Source organism: Mariprofundus ferrinatatus (assembly GCF_002795825.1).
GTDB lineage: Bacteria > Pseudomonadota > Zetaproteobacteria > Mariprofundales > Mariprofundaceae > Mariprofundus > Mariprofundus ferrinatatus.
Map to the genome: position 1 here is coordinate 1,689,090 of NZ_CP018800.1, position 18,673 is coordinate 1,707,762.

The window sequence follows — 18,673 nt, forward strand, 5'->3', positions numbered from 1 at the left end:
TTAATGTGACCTGAGCGCTTCGTCAATTCCTGAAAATTCAACCAGAGTGTTCGGTGGAAACCACACGTGCAGTCGCAACAACTGCGCCGAAAGCACCAACTAAAGCCCCCCCAAGCAGCAGAGGCGGCAACAGAACCCAGGCGTTGAGATCAACCTGAAGCATCCCGAGCCACTCCTCTCCCCCAAGAATCAACGGCCAGAGCATAAGCCATGCAGCAATGCCTGCCACTCCGCCAAGGAGCATTCCCTCAAGAATGAAAGGCATACGCACAAACCACTCCTTGGCCCCCATCAGACGCATCAGATGGATCTCGTCAGCACGGGCCAACAGCATCATACGCAGGGTATTCGAGATAATCAGGGCCATGGCCAGTGCCAGAATCAGCGAGGCGAACAAGGCAAGGTATTCCGCCCGGGAAATCCACTCGTGTGCCTTTGCCATGCTGACTTCGCTCTCATTCACCTCGCCACCATACCGCATGGCTGCATCGCGAATATCTGTGAAGAGAAACTCCGCCTTCTCATCATTGATAGAGAGTTCAAATGTGATCGGCAAACGCTCGGCCAACTCCTTTTGACTCAGACCGGCGCTATCCAGCCACTCCTGCATCCAGCGAGCCGCCTCAGCCTGAGATATCCTGCGCACAGAGGAGACCTGTGGGATTGATTCAAGGGCGCTAGCCAGCTCCTCCTCCTGAGCCGATTTGGAGTTGTCGAGATAAACATGAACATGGATATCATCCTGCCAGCCGCCTACCCACTGGCTCGCCGCCTGTACGCCCAGCCATATTGCCCCTACCGCCCAGAGGGCAATACAGACAATGATCACCGCAAGTGTCTGGTGAATTCCAAATGGAGGCAGATGAAATCCGCCCGGAAGCCTCGGATTCACCTTCTCGGGAATCAGTTCGTTTGCACTGTTTTTTTTCACAGGCTATCCCTTGCCAGAGATCCGGCATGCAGTTGAATAACGCGTCCGGGGTGTGACTCAAGAAGATGCAGGTCGTGCGTCGCCATAATGACAGTAGTCCCCTGCCGGTTAAGGTCCATTAGATAGTCGAGTACCCTGCTTGCGGTATCAACATCAAGGTTTCCGGTGGGCTCATCGGCCAGAATAACGGTGGGATTGGCAGTCATTGCCCGGGCAATCGCCACACGCTGCTGTTCGCCGCCAGAAAGCGCTTCCGGATAGGACCAGAGACGATCGGCAAGGCCGACATACTCCAGCACTTTGCGCACGCGCGGAATCAGACGATCGGTTTTCCAACCCTGCACACGAAGCGGTAACGCCACATTCTCGAATACGGTGCGCGAGAAGAGCAGCTTGTGATCCTGGAAAATGATGCCGGTGCGTTGCCGGATGTTTCGGATTTTGGCCTCACTCGCCTGGCGCATATCAATCTGCTGTATGGAAAGCTGACCGGAACTTGGACGCACACCGCCGTAGAGCATCTTCATCAATGACGATTTTCCCGCACCACTTTCGCCGATCAAATAGACAAACTGGCCCTGTGGAATATCCAGAGTAACGCCGGAAAGCGCTACCTTGCCCGTCGGGTAACGTAACATCAGCTGCTGCATCTGGATCAGGGGTAATTCGTGCGACATGTGGAAACGGTAGCCTGCGGCAGCAGCAATGTCACCATGTCCGATCAAACAGATAAGTCATTGCCGCTTTGCTGACAAATCGAAAACGACGATTCAAGATGCGGGCATGCAAATCACCTGTCCTCACTGCCTGAAAACTTACCAAATCGAGACTGAAATCGGGGTCGACAGCGTAATCTGCAGTCAGTGCGGATCCGCGTTCGCGCCTGAGCCGACCCAGGAGCACCCGGATATCAACCCGCTGACCGAAACTACCGTTGAAGAAGCGGCGCCTGAGCTCACTGCTCCGGCGCATAATCCACCCCATCTCTGGCCATGGCTGATTACAGTCCTGCTTATTATTTCAGCCGCAGGCATCTGGTTTCAGAAAGATGCATGGCTGGATAACAGATGGCTGCGCAGCACATTGATCAATATTCATCTTCCGATACAGACCAGAGAGAAGGATTGGCTGATCGTTCCTGAGAGTGTTGGCATGGATTGGACAACCCGTGATGATTCAAGCCGGGTTCTGGTTGTATCAGGCGCCATTGAAAACCTCTTGGATAGCAGTGTTCCCTACCCAGCGATTGAGGTTACCTTCTATTCGAACACTCAACCGGATCAGGTTCTGGAGAAAAGACTTCTTCCGATCAGTGAAATACCGGGCACCGAAACCATCACCCATGCCCCGTTTGCTATGCCGGACCAGTTGAAGCGTGCGGCACCGCTGAGCCGCAGGGAATTTGTTCTTGTAATCGAATCTGTGCCGGAATCCGCAGGTGATATCATGCTCACCCCGCGCCTGGGATAACTGCGCCTTAGAGTTTTGCGATCAGGGCAACAGCCTCGCAGGCAATACCCTCTTTGCGCCCAACAAAGCCGAGCTTCTCAGTTGTTGTCGCTTTGATATTGACTGCATCCTGCTCAAGCTGAAGCAGGCCAGCCATCCTCGCTCTCATATTCCCAATATAGCTGGCCAGTTTGGGAGCCTGAGCCATCAGCGTAATATCCACATTTCCGACACCCCACCCCTTCTCTCTGAGCAGCCCCATGACATGGACCAGCAGGAGCGTGCTGTCGGCATCCTTATACTGCATATCACTGTCTGGAAAATGGTGGCCGATATCATTCATACCGGCGGCTCCCAGCAGGGCATCACACAGTGCATGGATCAGCACATCCGCATCAGAGTGGCCTGCAAGCCCCATCTCATAAGGAACCTCGACACCGCCAAGTATCAGCTTCCGGCCTTTCGCAAACGCATGCACATCAAAACCGTGTCCGATCCGAATATCCAACTTCACTGTTATAGCCCCCTTGCCAATAACTGCGACTCCAGCCACCCGAGATCTTCCTGAGTAGTGATTTTCCTGTTCTTTATATCGCCCCGGCTGACATGGACCTCAAAGCCGGCCGCCTCCAGCAGTGAGGCGTCATCGGTGTGCAGATGCAACCGCCCCTCCTCAAGTTCCAGTGCTTTTTCAAACCACGCTTTTCGGGCTACCTGCGGCGTCTGCACCGCTCTGAGGAAATTGCGGTCGGGTGTCTCTATCACTTTCCCTTCTGCATCCACCCGTTTCACCGTATCGGTCAGAGGTAATCCCGGCACAGCCGCGCCAAAGCGCTCGGCCACATCCAGCACATCGGCCAGCAGTTCAGGGCTGGGCAAGGGTCTTGCCGCATCGTGAACCGCCACCAGCTCCACATCATCCGGCATCGCATTTAACCCGCGCTGCATGGAGATCGAACGCTCTGCCCCACCGCTTACAGGTTTTCTCAAATCAAACGGATAGTGTTGCCCCTTGATCATTTGCTCAAAACGGATATCTCCTTCCGAGATAACCGGCTGCACAACCTTGATACGTGAATCGGCTGCCAGATGCTCCAGCGTATAGAGAAACAGCGGCTTTCCCTGCACCTCGACATACTGCTTGGGCACCGGACCACCGAATCTGCTACCACTACCGGCAGCGAGTAATAAGAGGCCAACTTTCATTGTCCCGATTGTGCGGCTTTTACCGACATGGTCAACTTGGTTAGCATCAGTCCGATGTCCACGCCGTTGCACAGTTACTATTCATCGGATATAACCCTGCTATCATGCCGCCTGTTCAGTATTTCAAGAGCACAAGTGCCTATTTAAGGAAGTGAAATGACGTCATCGATTCTGTTTTTTGCAGCCGCCCTGATCACACTGGTCGGTGCATTCATGCTCTGGCGCGATGCAAAACAGCCCCATGACAGAAAAAGCAGCACGATTTCCAGCACCATCGCAAGCCTTATGGCAGTTGCGATCGGTGCAAATGTTTGGGCCATCCACCTGCTGGAATCGGTTACTACTGAAGGCATCAACTTTACGCTTGCCACCAGTACGGCGGTATTTACACTGATTGTGCAGGTGGTTTATACATTTGGAATTCTCCGCCACGGTATTCAGGGGCTAGGCCTTTTCCTGCTGCCGCTGACTGCCATTCCGCTACTGCTGACCCCGATTCTTCCGGAAGCGCATGCGCCGAACTGGGTGCGCACCTCATCGCTGCTGGAGACCGGACATCTGCTGATTGCGCTTACCTCCTATGCAGTACTGACACTGGCGGCGATTCATGCATTGATGCAGATTCTTCTCGATCGGGCACTGAAGAAAAAACGCTCCTTCGGCCTGATACAGGCGCTCCCCTCCCTGGTTGAGATCGAGCGTCATATGATCGCGCAGGTTAAAATTGCCACCGGCATGATTGCGATCAGTATCCTTACCGGACTGCTCTGGCAGTGGACAGAGTACCAGCATTTTGCACTACTCAATCACAAGGTTCTGCTGGCAGTATTCACCCTGATAGTACTCATTATGCTATTGATTAAGCGCAGCCAGGCGAGCTGGCCGACCAGAATTGCCAGTCGGGCAGTTCTGACGGCCTATGTGCTGTTCATTCTTGCCTACTTTGGCGTCAAATTGATTAACACCTGGATAAACTGACCCCCTAAAAATGGACATTGCAAATCTCTCAATCCCCCTGACAGTTGGAATCCTCATATTCCTGCTGTTGCTCTCCGCATTTTTTTCTGGCTCTGAAACAGCGCTGACTCGCGCTCGCAGGGTTAAACTTCGCGTCCGCCAGGAGCATGGTGACAGGGGCGCACAGAAAGCCGAAAAACTGCTGGACCACCCCGAGCGCATGCTCTCCACGATTCTGCTGGGCAATAACTTCGTTAATATCGCCGCATCGGCACTGGCAACAGCCCTGTTTGTCGCCAAGTTCGGTGAAGCGGGCATCCTTTATGCAACTGTCGCCATGACCGTGGTCGTTCTGATTTTTGCCGAAATCCTTCCCAAAACGATCGCTGTAGCGCATGCGGAGAGCATTGCCTGCCGGGTTGCAGGCCCCATGCACATGACCCAGACCATGCTGGGGCCACTGGTGAAAATCCTGAACATGGTTATCAGCATCCTTAAACGTCTCATGCGTGTGCCTGCAAAAGAGGATACGCCACTCACCCACAAGGAGCTTGCCAGCCTGATCGATATGAGCGCCGAATCAGGCGTACTTGATCAGGCACGTGAGCAGATGCTCAACAACAGCCTTACGCTGCACGAGGTGGCGGTCAAAGCGCTGATGACTCCGCGGCCGAACATGCACTTGCTGGATGGCGACTTAAGCGTCGGGAAAACATTGAGGGAGGTTTCCAAAGCCCCCCACTCCCGCTATCCGGTATATCTCAACGAGCCGGACAATCTCATCGGCATTGTTCATCTGCGCGATCTGCTCAAGCTGAAGCACCGGGAGATCCCTTTGCGTGATGCCCTGATCTGGAAAACGCCCTCCTATATTCCGGCAAGCAAGAATGCACTGGCGCAGCTGTTCGATTTTCAGGCCAACCACCAGCACATGGCAGTTGTCGTGGATGAGTTCGGAGATATTGAAGGCCTGCTAACACTTGAGGATATCATTGAGGAGATCGTCGGAGAAATTCACGATGAATCTGACCTTCCACCCCAATTGGACATGTGGCCCCAACCGGATGGCAGCATCGTGGTTGCGGCAACAGTGGCACTGCACGATATAAATCAGACTCTGGATAGCGACCTGCCTGAAGAGGGTGCAAACACCATAGGCGGCCTGATCGTCCAGCTTCTCGGCGATGTTCCCGAAGGAAGGCTATGTCTGGCTATTGCCGACCTGAACGTTGAAGTGCTGAGCTTTCGCGGCGAATGGATACGGCGGGTCCGACTTACCAAGCAGCAGGCTGGCAACTAGAACAGATTCACAAAAAAGGCCTCCGGAGCGGAGGCCTTTTTCATTGCAATATAGAAATTTCTACTTGAGTGACTTCAAATAAGCAGCGATATCCTGCGCATCGCCACCACATTTGTTCTGTTTACTCATCTTGGTTTTTGCGCCGCTGTTTCCGGTCAGACTCTTAATCGCAGATGGTGAGTCACAAACCCACAAAGCGAGTTTCTGCTCATCCCAGACAAATGTTGCTGCCTGAAGGTCGCTTCCGTATTTAAAACCGGGAGCCTTACCGGCACTCCTGCCGTGAATGGCGAAGAGGTTTGGCCCCATCTTATCGGCCCCGCCGGAATCAAAGGTGTGACATGCCTTGCACTTGCCAACCTTTCCGGCACCTGCAGTGGCACTACCCGCACTTGCAGCTGCTGCCTTATCTGCTGCTGCCTTATCTGCTGCTGCCTTATCTGCTGCTGCCTTATCTGCTGCTGCCTTGTCTGCCGCCGCCTTATCTGCCGCTGCCTTGTCTGCCGCTGCCTTGTCTGCTGCTGCCTTATCTGCCGCTGCCTTATCTGCCGCTGCCTTATCTGCCGCTGCCTTGTCTGCTGCTGCCTTGTCTGCTGCTGCCTTGTCTGCCGCTGCCTTGTCTGCCGCTGCCTTATCTGCCGCTGCCTTGTCTGCTGCTGCCTTGTCTGCTGCTGCCTTGTCTGCTGCCTTATCTGCCGCCAGAGCATCGGTTTCAGCAGTGCTCGAATCGGCTGTTACGATCCCGGCTGTTTCAGCAGGAGAATCTGTACCCGCCTCCCCCTCAACATCTATGGACAGTTCCTCTTCTGAGACCGCCCCCTCGGCGTCAGCTGAAACTTCTGAAGAGATCTCACTCTGAGTGGTAACCGCTGGTGCAGATGTTGTAGCCTGCTCCTTTTCACCTTTACAGCCGATTATCGCTATGGCTGCAACAATGCAAATTGTTAAAATATATCTCATTCGTTCCCTCCTGATTGGGTGTGCGAACTATAAGTATAGCCCAGGATTTTGATTTCGGAGTGAATCTGTAATAAAAAAAGGCCCACAGTCTTCTGTGGGCCTTCTATTTCAACTAGCGGGAAACTAAGCGCCCCGCATCGACACAATCAGTGTGCAGCTGGCATTTCAGGTGCCACTGGTGCCGGCTCATCAGCCATCATCTCACTGGCAGCATCGGCCGCATCACCTGCGGCTTCAGCTGCTGCATCCATTGCGGCCTCGCCTGCTTCGACAGCCGCGTCAGCTGCCTCACCGGCTGCCTGAACAGCCTCATCCACAACTTCGGTAACCTGATCGGAAACCATGCCTTCATCGGCCGGAGCTTCAGCCTGAGGTGCTGGAGCCGGAGCTTCCGCTTTTTCACTTGAACATCCGGCAAGCGTCAGGCCCAAAGCCATAAACATCATTAGTAAATATTTCATTATTTCCCCCTTGATAGGATTATCTGGAGAATCACTATAGACATAATTCCAGTGAATGAACAACAGATTTGCATCATGTCTCAAATCCACACATCGAAATTGAGTGCCAAAAAAATTGAAATCGGTTGAAAAGATAAAGGGCCCGCGGTTTTCCGCGAGCCCTTTCTATATGGCGCTCCCTGAGCGATTCGAACGCCCGGCCTTCTGATTCGTAGTCAGATGCTCTATCCAGCTGAGCTAAGGGAGCTAATTGTGTGCCTCTTGCGAAGCGGGCCGAAGCGTAATGCCTTTCAGCCAAACTTTCCATGCCGGATCGTCCATACCGAACAACTCCGGAAATTTCTGATAGAGCCAGCCGCGGTAGTGAATCTCTCCATCCCGGCTGATCACTACGAAGGCGGCGGGATTATCCACATTTCCATCGTTCAGAAAAGCTCTATTTTCGGTCCTGAGACCCGTGGCCAAACCTAACAGCCGGATTTCCCAGCCTGAAAATTCTGCCACACCGCCTGAAGCAACCGTCGAACTGTGAAGACGGGCCGTGGCCTTTTCAAGCCAGACAAACTCCGCTTCACCACGCTGTAGAGCAGCCCATTCAGGCACTGCATCCGCAACCTGACCGGAATGAGGATCCTGCTTTTTCTCCAGCGGCAGCTGCCACTCGATCTGGTTAGCCTTTTCCTGCTCACAGCCCGTTAACAACAGGCCCATAGCGAAAACAAGAAGAAGCAGAACAACCGAGTTGAAACGCCCCATCACACGAGTGGCGGAGAGAGAGGGATTCGAACCCTCGATAGGTTTTAGCCTATACACCCTTAGCAGGGGCGCGCTTTCGACCACTCAGCCATCTCTCCGTTGGACCATCTCGTCATCCTCATCGTAGCAATATCATGCCACGATAACTGGCGGAAGGGGTGGGATTCGAACCCACGGTAGGTTTCCCTACGCCGGTTTTCAAGACCGGTACATTCGGCCAGCTCTGTCACCCTTCCTTCGTTACAAATCCGAAACTTTCCAGCCCGGAAATTTCAGGGCCGGAAAGATAGCATGGAGTTGTGAGATGGCAATGGCAATCATCATCAGAGATGGGAATGAATAATAATTTGGTTTCAGGCTTAACATCTACCTGCATTTTGCATTAGAGTCGCCGCAGAAATCCTCACAGCGTACATCAGGAGATATTGTGGCCCGTAAAGTTCAACGCAACGATCCCTGCCCCTGCGGCAGCGGAAAAAAATACAAGCAGTGCTGTTTGGCCAAAGATAGCGGCGCAGGAGCAAGCCGTTCCAACCGTCGCCGCGGCGTCCAGATTGCACTCGGCTGGATCAATCGCGCCCATGAGGTAGAGATTTCTAATTGGGTTGACAAGGTATGGCTGAAAGACCTGTCGCCACAGCAAAGACAGGGGATCAGCACCGCCCACCCTGGCATCCGTAGTATCCATGATGTAAACCTTCTTGAAGAGCTGGTCGCAGAAGGTAAGTTCGATGAAATCGAAGGCGAGAACAGCGCCTTGAAACTGATTCTGAATGCCGACCTTGGCCTGGATGATGAACAGAAAAGCTACCTCTCCCAGTTGGCAGAGCGCCCTCTGCGCCTCTATCGTGTCAGCGATGTGCAAACCAACAAGAGCTTTACAATAGAGCGGCACCCAGATGCTGGCTCTGAACCAATCACCATTGAAGACAGTTCTGCCAGCAGCATTTTCGATATCGATGATATCGTAGGCCTGCGACTGATGCAGTCTGGCGACAGCTGGGAAACTTCCGGATCGGCATATCACATTCCGATTGATTACGTTGATGATCTACTGACTCGTCTGGAAAATGCTGGCGAAGATGAATACAGTAAAACACTTGTTCACTACTGGCTGGAGCTTGTTGCCAGACACGTTTAAAGCCTATTTCAGGCAATAAAAAAGGCGGCTCATTCGAGCCGCCTTTTTTATAAGCAGTGAAAAATCAGAGCTTGCCTGCCTCGGACGCGAGGTAGGATGCAACACCGTCCGCATCAGGAACCATGCCTTTATCACCCTTGTTCCAACCGGCAGGACATACTTCTCCGTGCTCTTCGGTGAACTGCAGGGCATCAATCATGCGCAGCATCTCATCCACATTGCGACCCAGCGGCAGATTATTAACTACCTGATGCTGCACCACACCATCCTTGTCGATCAGGAAAGAGCCACGCAGCGCAATGGTGCCGCCCAGCAGGTGAATGGCATCGCCATCTTCATCCACAACAGAATCGTTATCGATCAGCACATCATAGTCGGCAGCGATGGTTTTGGAGAGATCCGCAACCAGCGGGTAAGCCACTGGACCAATACCGCCAGCATCAACGGCAGTATTGCGCCATGCCACATGACTGAAGTGGGAATCGATCGAGCAACCGATTACCTGAACACCACGCGCCTCGAACTCCTTGATACGATGATCGAATGCAATCAGTTCGGATGGGCACACAAAGGTGAAGTCCAGCGGATAGAAGAAAAGGACAACATACTTTCCTTTATAGTCTGAGAGGGAGAAGCCCTCATTGATCGAACCGTCCGCCATCACGGCAGCCGCAGTAAAGTCAGGGGCCTGTTTGCCTACCAGTACACTCATTATTCATTCCTCCGGAAATATTTGAATTAAAATCTTGAAAAGCAATTGTAGTAAACTTTCCGTCACCGCACCACCCTACTCATTATCAGGTTTATCCTTCGGGGTTGTGAACTCGATAAAGATATGACGCGTCACAGGAGCAATACGGCTGACATCCTCCTCAAGCGCATGACGAATCTCCCCAAGTTTACGCATAAAGCGGATTGCCTGACGAATCTCCTCATCACTCATGTTGGAGAATATCGCCTCCTCGCGCAGTTCGATCTCCGCCATCAGCAGTGTGTCATCGGGAGATAGTACAATACTGTTGACCCGCTCGATATGCTGAACCTTATCATCTGCCTGCCAGAGGCGGATCGCCACATTATTGACTTCATCGTCGGAGCGGTTAAGCAGATATTTCCTGTTTGTGGCGGCAAGAAACCAGGCCAATCCGCCCATTAACAGGCCGATGCAGATCGCGGCAACACCATCGAAGATGGCTGAACCGGTATATGCGGCCAGCGCCATACCGGCCAGTGCCAGAATCAGGCCAAACACAGCCACCGCATCCTCAATCAGCACAGCCAGCGTCGTCGGATCACGCGTTTCCACAAAATATGTCCGGAATGTTTTCCCGGCCTCCCTGCTCTGACGACGGAATTCAACGAGGGCTACGAAGAAAGAGTAGCCCTCGACGATAAAGGCAAAACCGATAATCAGAAACGGAATCCATGTCAGTTCAGGAGTATGCTCGTCCTGCAACTGCTCAACCGCATGCATAACCGTGTAAACGCAGCCAAGGAAGAAGATGGTAACGGCGGAGACCAGGTTCCAGAAATAGCGTTCCTGCCCGTAGCCAAAGTGATGGCTTGTGTCGGCCTCACGCTGAGAGCGCCGAAGACCGAGATAGAGCAGCGCCTGATTGGCAGTATCCGCCAGCGAATGCACCGCTTCGGCCAGTAGCGCGCTGGAGCCGGACAGTGCAAAACCGATAAACTTGGCAACGGTTACCATGCTATTACCGGCAACGGCCGTTAACACCGCCCTTGTTGAACCGTTCGACATGACTACTCCCCTGTTGACCTAAATCGAGCTAAGCTACTGCACATGTGGTCATACCAACATAGTAATTTCACAGTCCATCAGTTTGCCGCACTGAAGGATAACTATATCTATCTGATTGATGCACACAATTCCGGTGCGCTTATCGCAGTGGATCCGGCAGAGGCCGTAAGCATCTCCCGGTTCTGCAAAGCGCATGACCGGACGCTGACTCACATTATCAACACCCATCATCACTGGGATCACACCGATGGCAACAAGGCGTTGAAACAGAAGTTCGGTTGCAAGGTGATCGGGCCTGCAAATGATGCGCATCGCATTCCGGCCATCGATATTGCAGTTTCAGAAAAGTCCCCTCCCCGCATTGCCGGTCTGGAGATCACGGTTCTTCAACTGCCCGGGCACACCAGTGGCCACATCGCTTATGTGATAGACGATGCCCTATTCTGCGGTGATGTGCTGTTCGGTGCGGGCTGCGGAAGAGTTTTCGAAGGTACCAGAACAGAGATGTGGAACAGTTTAACCCGGCTGGCAGAACTGGCCGGGGAAACCCGAATCTACTGCGCTCATGAATATACCCTTGCCAATCTTGAGTTTGCACAAACAGTGGATCCCAGCAATGGCTTACTGGTCGAACGCACTGTTCGCACTAAACAGTTGAGGGCAGATCACCAGCCAACCATTCCCTCCACCATCGCCGATGAGATCAGCACCAACCCTTTTCTCAGGCCATTAAATGCTGAATTCTGTCGTTATTACGCCAGCTTAAGAGGCGTTGATGCAAACCCCGAAAAGGTGTTTACAGATATCCGGGATAGAAAAGACCGTTTTTAGAACCAAATTTAAATAAGAATTGTAAGCCTGAAGAGATTCCAAGCGGCTGTGAAAACTGAGAAGCAAGAGTGAGCCGGAATATGCGGGACTAGCCCCCTCTGAAGATAAGCCTCATCTTGGCAACGATCGACTCCATCTCTCTCACATGCGACTTGCTTCTCATGTCGAAACGCACACCTATTCCATTTTCTGTCTTGCGCACAACGGCCCCCTTTAAACGGAGAGGGTTGGGGGCTGAAATAAATGTAAGTTCGAGATTAACCCTGTCGCCAACCTCGAAGCTCTCTGTGGTCTCAATGAATAGCCCGGTAGTGCTGACATCTCGGGCATGTCCGGAGTGCTTGCCTCGATTCGAGGTGAAGGTGAGCATCTCATAATAAGCCTCACGCGGGGCATAGCGCGTATTGGTCTGCCAGGTGGAGATCAGATCGAGAAGCTGCCGGCGCTGCTCTTTTGGCAACTGATCGGCGATATCACTAATTTTATCGATAATGTCGTTGTCTACGGCGTCCATGATGGGAAAGTGTATACGCGAAACCCCTGCGATGTCGCGTGTTTCTAACTGTTAACACTCAGCAGGCAAACTATAATGCCCCATACGAGAGCTAAAGAACTGTTGAAGCAACCCCAACCAGGCCAATCATAATAACGCTGGCAATAATCAGCGCCCAGTTCTCAGACTTGAATTTTTCGGCAACTTTCATGATAACCTCCATGGCTTCATGTTCAATCTTTATGAAGGAACCCCTTAAACAATCATGTGATAAATATACACAACCGAAGTTACAAATCATCCCTAAGTTTTTCGGGAGCCCCGGTCGCATCATCCCCTTAACCTGTCGCTTGCCGTAAGACTTAAGTGAAGAGATAGCCCGTGACTTGCATCACATCTCATCGCCTTGGCCTCGATACAGTTCACCCCGCTATGCAATCACAGGAGGATAACATGACCGCTCAGCAGATCAAAAAAGACCAGATATTCACCATTGTCATGGTGACAGCAGTAATCGGCACCCTGGGAGTCATCACCTCCTACCTGTAATGATACAGGTGCCGATTCAACCACCAGCTTTTGATAGCTGATGACGACAGTTTCAAGGCTCTCCCCTCCGGGAGGGCTTTTTTTTCACCCGGGCAAAGGTACTCATTTGCTAACACCATCACCTCGCACCTAGAATGTAGAAATGACATTTGATGAGATTATTGCGGATCCACTCTTTTTTGATATTGCCGGATCATTTGCCCTGGCCATGATTGTGGTTCTGCTGCTACCCCAAATCATGCGCCTGCTACCCTATCTTGTGGGTTTAGCTCTTCTGATGCTGGCGATTTACGGGCTCTTTATCAGATGACAATAAATCAGGATAAAGAAAAAAGGAGCCACAAAGGGCTCCTTTTAAATTCCACCTTATAAAACAAGGTCTTATATGGTGGGCCGTGTAGGGCTCGAACCTACGACCCGCTGATTAAGAGTCAGCTGCTCTACCAACTGAGCTAACGGCCCATATCTGAATCATGTATAAATGGGGTGGACGAGGGGACTCGAACCCCCAACCACCGGCATCACAAGCCGGGGCTCTACCATTGAGCTACGTCCACCATACATTATCCAGTGGCGCGCCTGGCAGGGCTCGAACCTGCAACCTACGGCTTAGAAGGCCGTTGCTCTATCCAGTTGAGCTACAGGCGCTCGCCAGATCGCGTCAATCGCTTGATACAACTTCAAAAAAGGAATGGTCGGGGCGGAGAGATTCGAACTCCCGACCCTCTGCTCCCAAAGCAGATGCGCTACCAGGCTGCGCTACGCCCCGATTGATCCTCTGTTCGAAGGCGGCGGACAATAGGCATCTGAACCCCGTTCGTCAATCCCTGAATCGCAGCTGACGTCACTTCTGATCATCGCTAGAGTTGGGCTTCTGTTTCTGTTGCAAGTGAGGTGTACCATGAGCTCGATTAAAATGCGTGGAACCACGATCTGCTGTATCCGGAAAAATGGAGAAGTCGCCATTGGCGGCGATGGCCAGGTCACGTTAGGCGACACCGTCGTTAAGCATGGTGGACGCAAGGTTCGCACGATTAGAGATGGCGCTATTCTCACCGGTTTTGCCGGTTCCACCGCCGATGCCATGAATCTGTTTGAACGTTTTGAGGCCAAACTCGATGAGCATGGCGGCTCATTGATGCGTGCTGCCGTCTCTCTTGCAAAAGAGTGGCGTACCGACAAATACCTGCGCCAGCTCGAGGCGATGATGATTGTCGCCGATATCGACAACACACTGCTGATCTCAGGCAACGGTGATGTGCTCGAACCGGACGATGGTGTGGCTGCGATCGGTTCCGGTGGCGCCTATGCCAAGGCTGCAGCCACGGCGCTGGTCAACCATAGTGATCTCTCTGCCAGAGAGGCGATCAGCGAGGCAATGAACATTGCCGCCAATATCTGCATCTACACCAACAGCAATATCACCATTGAATCGATTAACAAGGAGCCGAAGCAGTGAGCCACTCCATGACCCCGCGTGAAATTATTTCCGAACTGGATCGCTATATCGTTGGCCAGGATGATGCTAAGCGTGCAGTGGCCATCGCCCTGCGCAACCGCTGGCGTCGTCAGCAGGTCCCCTCACCTATGCGTGAAGAGATTACACCCAAGAACATCCTGATGATCGGCCCCACAGGTGTCGGCAAGACCGAGATTGCCCGCAGACTGGCACGACTTGCCAATGCCCCCTTCATCAAGGTGGAGGCGACCAAATTTACAGAAGTCGGGTATGTTGGCCGGGATGTCGAGACGATCATCCGCGATCTGGTGGATACCGCCATCAAGATCGTACGCGAAGAGCATCTGAAGCGGGTGCAAACCAAAGCCGAGAAGATGGCCGAGGATCGTCTGCTCGATATCCTTATTCCGCATCCTGTTGCACCGAACGGTCCGCACAGCAGCGAACCGAATGCAGTAAGCAATGATTCTCGCGAGAAGATGCGCCACAAGCTTCGCCTGGGCGAGCTCGACAAGCGTCAGGTTGAGATTGATGTGGAGCAACAGCAGGAAGCGCCAATGATGCAGCTCTTCTCCGGCCAGGGCACCGAAGCAATGGATCTCAAGGATATGCTGAGTGGCATGATGGGCGGCCAGAAAAAAAGCAAACGCATGAATGTCGCAGATGCGCTGAAAGTCATCCAGCAACAGGAGGCCGATCGCCTTCTCGATATGGATAGCATCAAGGAGGAGGCGATTCTTCGCGCCGAAAACGATGGCATTGTATTCCTCGATGAGATGGACAAAATCACCCACCGCAGCGGGGCTGGCGCCTCTGGTGGTGAGGTTTCCCGTGAAGGGGTACAGCGCGACCTTCTACCACTGGTAGAGGGGACAACGGTGAATACCCGTTACGGACACCTCAAAACCGATCACATTCTCTTTATTGCTTCCGGCGCATTTCATCTGGCCAAACCATCGGATCTGATTCCTGAGCTGCAGGGGCGCTTCCCGATCCGCGTTAACCTCGGAGCACTCGGCGAGGAGGAGTTCCGCCGCATTCTGGTTGAGCCCGAGGCTTCGCTGACGCGCCAGTATGCCGCCCTGCTTGATGCCGAGAATGTCAGCATCAAATTTTCCGATAATGGCATCTCGGAGATTGCACGCATTGCGGTGCATGTGAACGAAACAACCGAAAATATCGGCGCCCGTCGCCTGCATACGCTGCTGGAGCGTGTGCTGGAAAACATCAGTTTTGAAGCATCGGACAGGGGCGGCAGCACCATTGAGGTGGATGCGGATTATGTGCGCAGGGAGGTCGGCGAAATCAGTGCCGATGAGGATCTGTCGCGTTATATTTTATAAGCAGGCCTCAGAGAAGCCTGGCGATTGGGGCAAAGGATTTACGGTGCACCGGAGAGGGGCCGATCTCTCTGAGAGCATCCATATGCACCTTGGTACCGTACCCCTTATGTTTTGAAAGGTCGTAGCCGGGAAACAGATAATCCAGACGCTGCATCAAACGATCGCGAACCACCTTGGCAATGATTGACGCTGCTGCGATCTCCTGAACCGAATCATCGCCACCGACAATCGCTTCGGCAGGCACGGTGAGATCAGGAATCCGGTTGCCATCGACCAGCACCCTTGAGGGAGCAACAGACAGACCCTCCACGGAGCGCCGCATTGAGAGCATGGTTGCATGCAGGATATTGAGCTCGTCGATCTCTTCGATTGAAGCCATAGTAACTGAATAGGCCACTGCATGCCTGCGGATATGATGATAGAGCTTCAGCCGCTTCTTCTCAGCCACCTTCTTTGAATCGCGGTACTTGCCCAGATAGGGGTCGTCCGGCGACAGAATCACTGCAGCCGTGACTACCGGACCGGCCAACGGCCCCCGCCCTACTTCATCGACTCCCGCCAGCAAAGTCATATTGAAAAGAGCCCAGTTGTCGAGCGATGGCGGCCCGCCCATTCACGGGCGGCTTTTGCAAGTGCAGCAAAACCACACGCTTGCCAAACGCTAAAAACCCGGGGAGAGGATGCTCGGTGAGCGCAACCCAAGATTAACCCCTTAGGGCCGCACTAAACATTTTCTGCATGGCATTGATAATCGCCTTGGAAGTGGCATCGGAGTCCTGCTGGGTCAGTGTACGGGAAGGATCCTGCAGGGTAAAACGGACACCTACACTGATCATCCCTTCCGGCACCCCCTTACCTTCATAGAGGTCAAAGATACTCACATCAGTGAGCAGTTTACCACCAGCCTTTCTAACCTGCTGCAGGATGGCATCGTTTCCACTTCCATGGACGAACGCCTTGCGATCCATCAGGAATACCAGATCACGTTCGACCCCCGGAAACTCCGGTAACGCCATAAACTTCGCCTGTTTTCCTGCATGCAATGCATCCAGATCGATATCTGCAACGAAGACCGGAGCATCGATATCGAACTTCTCGGCAATATCGCCATCGACGCGACCGATACGGCCAGCTTCGTTGCGACCAATGAGGATCTTCGCACTCTGGCCTGCCTGAAGCCCCTGAATGGAATCATCAGCGATAAAACGGCCAGTAAGTCCTCGACCTGCAAGCCAGGACTCCACTGCCCCCTTAAGATCAAAGAATGTGGCACTCCTGGCACTGCCGTACCATGCATCGGACTCCACCTCACCTGTCATCAGCCAGGCCAGAACATTGCGCTCACTGTTACCCTTGGCTGTGCGCATATAGGTACGCCCCTGCTCAGCAAGAGCCACTCCCGCCTGCTGGCGATTCAGGTTGTATTTCGCTGCATTGAGCAGGCCCGGCCAGGGACTGCGGCGCATCACGCTCATCGCATCGGAGATCGGGTTCTCAAGCTCAATATCCGCACCGTCATTGTCCACGAAGAGGCGTTGCTCTTCGCGAGAGATGAATGCATAGGTCACTACCTGCAGGAAACCGCCGGCTACCGCTTCATGGATCGAGGTATCCTTTCTGGCAGGTGCTGTCGTTGCCAGTGCAGGAAGAACCTCAGGAATGGCATCAAAGCCGATTACGCGCGCGTACTCCTCAGAGATATCCTCCGGGATCGAGATATCGTGCCTGAACTGTGGCACTTGCACCTCCAGCTTATCACCGCTGCGTGCAATGCCGAAGTCCATTCGGCGGAGCACATCGTCTACCGATTCGGGTATTTCCACCCCGAGTCTCGTTTCGAGTTTGGCTACAGAGCAGTGAACCGTCTTGCCGGCATTGATATTGTCACTACTGCCACACACAGTTAACTCACCCGCCTTGCCTCCGAACAGATCGGTTATCATTGCTGTCGCCTGTTGCATGGCGGTGGCCACCATCTGAGGATCAACCCCGCGCTCAAAACGCATGGAAGCCTCGGAAACCATCGCATGCGAGCGGCGGGTTTCACTTACACGTGCAGGGCGGAAGAAAGCCGACTCCAGCAAAATATTTGTTGTTGTTTCGGTCACACCGGACGGCTCGGAGCCCATGATACCGGCAAGCGCAATCACATCGGATGCATCACTCACCACCAGGTCACCTGCGTGAAGCTTCAGTGAACGGCCATCGAGTGCAGCAAAGGGCTCATCCTTCATCGCCGAACGAATAGAGACAGAGCCGTTCAACTTATCGGCATCAAAAGCGTGCATCGGCTGGCCGAAAAAGAGCATGACATAGTTAAGCACATCGACGATACCATTGACCGGACGCATGCCTGCCATGATCAACCCGGCCTGCATCCAGGACGGAGAGTCCTGCACCGTTACACCCTCAATACGGCGGCCAAGATAGAGCGGGCAGTCCGTCTCGTTATCGATGCTGATCGAGGGCGCAGAAACGGCGCCATCCGGCGCAAGCGCAACATCATCGATCTCTGCAAGCTTCAGATCGCCATCAGCGGCCAGATCACGGGCAATTCCGCGCGCATTCATGCAGTCGCCTCGATTCGGGGTAATGGAGAGATCAATCACCGCCTCTTCAAACCCGAGATATTCACCCACCTCGCACCCTACCGGTGCATCTTCGGGAAGAATCAGCAGGCCTGCCGACTCATCGGCAAGGCCGAGTTCGGTTTCGGAGCAGCACATACCGAAGCTGGTTTGTCCGCGGATCGCTCCCTTCTTGATGGTCAAGCCGTTGGGAAGGCAAGTGCCGATAGTGGCGACGGGAACCTTGTCACCAGCATCCATGTTTGAAGCGCCGCAAACGATAGCCAGCGGAGCATCCTGCCCAACATCAACCTTCAGCAGGCTCAGTTTATCGGCATCGGGATGTGGCTCTTTGCAGAGGATATGGCCTACCAGCACCCCTTTTACCGCAGCACGCGGCTCTTCGACACCCTCAACCTCATGCCCCAGACGCACCAGATCATCTGCGATTTCTGCAGGCGACTTGGTAAGTTCAACATGTTTCTTCAACCAAGAAAATGGAATTTTCATC

The 18,673-nt window shown here is 53.3% G+C and carries 20 protein-coding genes and 7 tRNA genes; 8 read left to right on the top strand and 19 right to left on the bottom strand.

Annotated features, from left to right (window positions below; translation table 11 throughout):
* Positions 1-37 precede the first annotated feature (37 nt).
* Together Ga0123462_RS08140 and Ga0123462_RS08145 are read right to left on the bottom strand one after the other, a co-directional pair.
* Complete coding sequence (locus tag Ga0123462_RS08140; protein ID WP_100265849.1) at positions 38-931, bottom strand: cell division protein FtsX; 894 nt, start codon at positions 929-931, stop codon at positions 38-40.
* Positions 928-1,608 carry a cell division ATP-binding protein FtsE gene (locus tag Ga0123462_RS08145; RefSeq protein ID WP_100266554.1) on the bottom strand — a complete coding sequence of 227 codons (681 nt, stop codon included), beginning with the start codon at positions 1,606-1,608 and terminating at the stop codon, positions 928-930. Before Ga0123462_RS08145 ends, Ga0123462_RS08140 begins: the two co-directional genes overlap by 4 nt.
* 106 nt (positions 1,609-1,714) lie before the next feature.
* Between Ga0123462_RS08145 and Ga0123462_RS08150 the strand changes: the two genes are divergently transcribed.
* Complete coding sequence (locus tag Ga0123462_RS08150; protein ID WP_100265850.1) at positions 1,715-2,401, top strand: DUF3426 domain-containing protein; 687 nt, start codon at positions 1,715-1,717, stop codon at positions 2,399-2,401.
* Positions 2,402-2,408: 7 nt separating this feature from the next.
* Here the strand turns inward: Ga0123462_RS08150 and ispF are convergent, their stop codons facing one another.
* Complete coding sequence (ispF, locus tag Ga0123462_RS08155) at positions 2,409-2,888, bottom strand: 2-C-methyl-D-erythritol 2,4-cyclodiphosphate synthase (protein ID WP_100266555.1); 480 nt, start codon at positions 2,886-2,888, stop codon at positions 2,409-2,411.
* A gap of 8 nt (positions 2,889-2,896) precedes the next feature.
* On the bottom strand, positions 2,897-3,586 hold the full coding sequence (gene ispD, locus Ga0123462_RS08160; protein ID WP_100265851.1) for a 2-C-methyl-D-erythritol 4-phosphate cytidylyltransferase: 690 nt from the start codon (positions 3,584-3,586) through the stop codon (positions 2,897-2,899).
* 156 nt (positions 3,587-3,742) lie between these two features.
* Between ispD and Ga0123462_RS08165 the strand changes: the two genes are divergently transcribed.
* Together Ga0123462_RS08165 and Ga0123462_RS08170 are read left to right on the top strand one after the other, a co-directional pair.
* Positions 3,743-4,564 carry a cytochrome C assembly family protein gene (locus tag Ga0123462_RS08165; protein WP_100265852.1) on the top strand — a complete coding sequence of 274 codons (822 nt, stop codon included), beginning with the start codon at positions 3,743-3,745 and terminating at the stop codon, positions 4,562-4,564.
* A 10-nt stretch (positions 4,565-4,574) separates the two neighbouring features.
* On the top strand, positions 4,575-5,843 hold the full coding sequence (locus Ga0123462_RS08170; protein ID WP_100265853.1) for an HlyC/CorC family transporter: 1,269 nt from the start codon (positions 4,575-4,577) through the stop codon (positions 5,841-5,843).
* A gap of 60 nt (positions 5,844-5,903) precedes the next feature.
* Here the strand turns inward: Ga0123462_RS08170 and Ga0123462_RS11495 are convergent, their stop codons facing one another.
* From Ga0123462_RS11495 to Ga0123462_RS08200, 6 genes are all read right to left on the bottom strand, one after another.
* Complete coding sequence (locus Ga0123462_RS11495) at positions 5,904-6,803, bottom strand: c-type cytochrome (RefSeq protein WP_198507324.1); 900 nt, start codon at positions 6,801-6,803, stop codon at positions 5,904-5,906.
* A gap of 146 nt (positions 6,804-6,949) precedes the next feature.
* A complete protein-coding gene (locus tag Ga0123462_RS08180) occupies positions 6,950-7,264 on the bottom strand; it encodes a hypothetical protein (RefSeq protein ID WP_157821319.1) in 315 nt (104 codons plus the stop codon).
* Positions 7,265-7,434: 170 nt separating this feature from the next.
* A tRNA-Arg gene (locus Ga0123462_RS08185) sits at positions 7,435-7,511 on the bottom strand.
* Entirely contained in the window at positions 7,511-8,020 is a 510-nt protein-coding gene (locus Ga0123462_RS08190; protein WP_100265855.1) for a DUF2155 domain-containing protein, read from the bottom strand. Before Ga0123462_RS08190 ends, Ga0123462_RS08185 begins: the two co-directional genes overlap by 1 nt.
* A gap of 8 nt (positions 8,021-8,028) precedes the next feature.
* Positions 8,029-8,118, bottom strand: a tRNA-Ser gene (locus tag Ga0123462_RS08195).
* Between the two features lie 49 nt (positions 8,119-8,167).
* Positions 8,168-8,256, bottom strand: a tRNA-Ser gene (locus Ga0123462_RS08200).
* A gap of 191 nt (positions 8,257-8,447) precedes the next feature.
* Here Ga0123462_RS08200 and Ga0123462_RS08205 point away from each other — a divergent pair.
* On the top strand, positions 8,448-9,161 hold the full coding sequence (locus Ga0123462_RS08205) for a YecA family protein (RefSeq protein WP_100265856.1): 714 nt from the start codon (positions 8,448-8,450) through the stop codon (positions 9,159-9,161).
* Positions 9,162-9,225: 64 nt separating this feature from the next.
* Here the strand turns inward: Ga0123462_RS08205 and Ga0123462_RS08210 are convergent, their stop codons facing one another.
* Entirely contained in the window at positions 9,226-9,873 is a 648-nt protein-coding gene (locus Ga0123462_RS08210; protein ID WP_100265857.1) for a peroxiredoxin, read from the bottom strand.
* A gap of 75 nt (positions 9,874-9,948) precedes the next feature.
* On the bottom strand, positions 9,949-10,920 hold the full coding sequence (locus Ga0123462_RS08215) for a cation diffusion facilitator family transporter (RefSeq protein ID WP_100265858.1): 972 nt from the start codon (positions 10,918-10,920) through the stop codon (positions 9,949-9,951).
* Between the two features lie 42 nt (positions 10,921-10,962).
* Between Ga0123462_RS08215 and gloB the strand changes: the two genes are divergently transcribed.
* On the top strand, positions 10,963-11,751 hold the full coding sequence (gloB, locus tag Ga0123462_RS08220) for a hydroxyacylglutathione hydrolase (RefSeq protein WP_100265859.1): 789 nt from the start codon (positions 10,963-10,965) through the stop codon (positions 11,749-11,751).
* Between the two features lie 88 nt (positions 11,752-11,839).
* Here gloB and Ga0123462_RS08225 read toward each other — a convergent pair whose 3' ends face one another.
* The gene (locus Ga0123462_RS08225) at positions 11,840-12,265 is read right to left on the bottom strand and encodes a PilZ domain-containing protein (RefSeq protein WP_100265860.1); all 426 of its coding nucleotides are present in this window, start codon (positions 12,263-12,265) and stop codon (positions 11,840-11,842) included.
* Positions 12,266-12,935: 670 nt separating this feature from the next.
* Here Ga0123462_RS08225 and Ga0123462_RS11380 point away from each other — a divergent pair.
* A complete protein-coding gene (locus Ga0123462_RS11380) occupies positions 12,936-13,103 on the top strand; it encodes a hypothetical protein (protein ID WP_157821320.1) in 168 nt (55 codons plus the stop codon).
* 76 nt (positions 13,104-13,179) lie between these two features.
* Here the strand turns inward: Ga0123462_RS11380 and Ga0123462_RS08230 are convergent.
* The 4 genes from Ga0123462_RS08230 to Ga0123462_RS08245 form a co-directional block, all read right to left on the bottom strand.
* A tRNA-Lys gene (locus tag Ga0123462_RS08230) sits at positions 13,180-13,255 on the bottom strand.
* A gap of 20 nt (positions 13,256-13,275) precedes the next feature.
* Positions 13,276-13,350 (bottom strand) — tRNA-His (locus Ga0123462_RS08235).
* A 14-nt stretch (positions 13,351-13,364) separates the two neighbouring features.
* Positions 13,365-13,441, bottom strand: a tRNA-Arg gene (locus Ga0123462_RS08240).
* Positions 13,442-13,485: 44 nt separating this feature from the next.
* Positions 13,486-13,562: transfer RNA gene (locus Ga0123462_RS08245), tRNA-Pro, on the bottom strand.
* Between the two features lie 132 nt (positions 13,563-13,694).
* Between Ga0123462_RS08245 and hslV the strand changes: the two genes are divergently transcribed.
* Together hslV and hslU are read left to right on the top strand one after the other, a co-directional pair.
* Complete coding sequence (hslV, locus tag Ga0123462_RS08250; protein ID WP_157821321.1) at positions 13,695-14,252, top strand: ATP-dependent protease subunit HslV; 558 nt, start codon at positions 13,695-13,697, stop codon at positions 14,250-14,252.
* 8 nt (positions 14,253-14,260) lie between these two features.
* A complete protein-coding gene (hslU, locus tag Ga0123462_RS08255; protein WP_100266557.1) occupies positions 14,261-15,595 on the top strand; it encodes an ATP-dependent protease ATPase subunit HslU in 1,335 nt (444 codons plus the stop codon).
* A gap of 7 nt (positions 15,596-15,602) precedes the next feature.
* On the opposite strand, the gene rnhB is transcribed toward hslU, so the two are convergent.
* Positions 15,603-16,208, bottom strand: coding sequence for a ribonuclease HII (rnhB, locus tag Ga0123462_RS08260; RefSeq protein WP_232726415.1), 606 nt, complete (start codon positions 16,206-16,208; stop codon positions 15,603-15,605).
* A 91-nt stretch (positions 16,209-16,299) separates the two neighbouring features.
* Positions 16,300-18,672: a phenylalanine--tRNA ligase subunit beta gene (pheT, locus tag Ga0123462_RS08265; RefSeq protein ID WP_100265861.1), complete on the bottom strand. Its 2,373-nt coding sequence runs from the start codon at positions 18,670-18,672 to the stop codon at positions 16,300-16,302.
* Position 18,673: the final 1 nt, after the last annotated feature.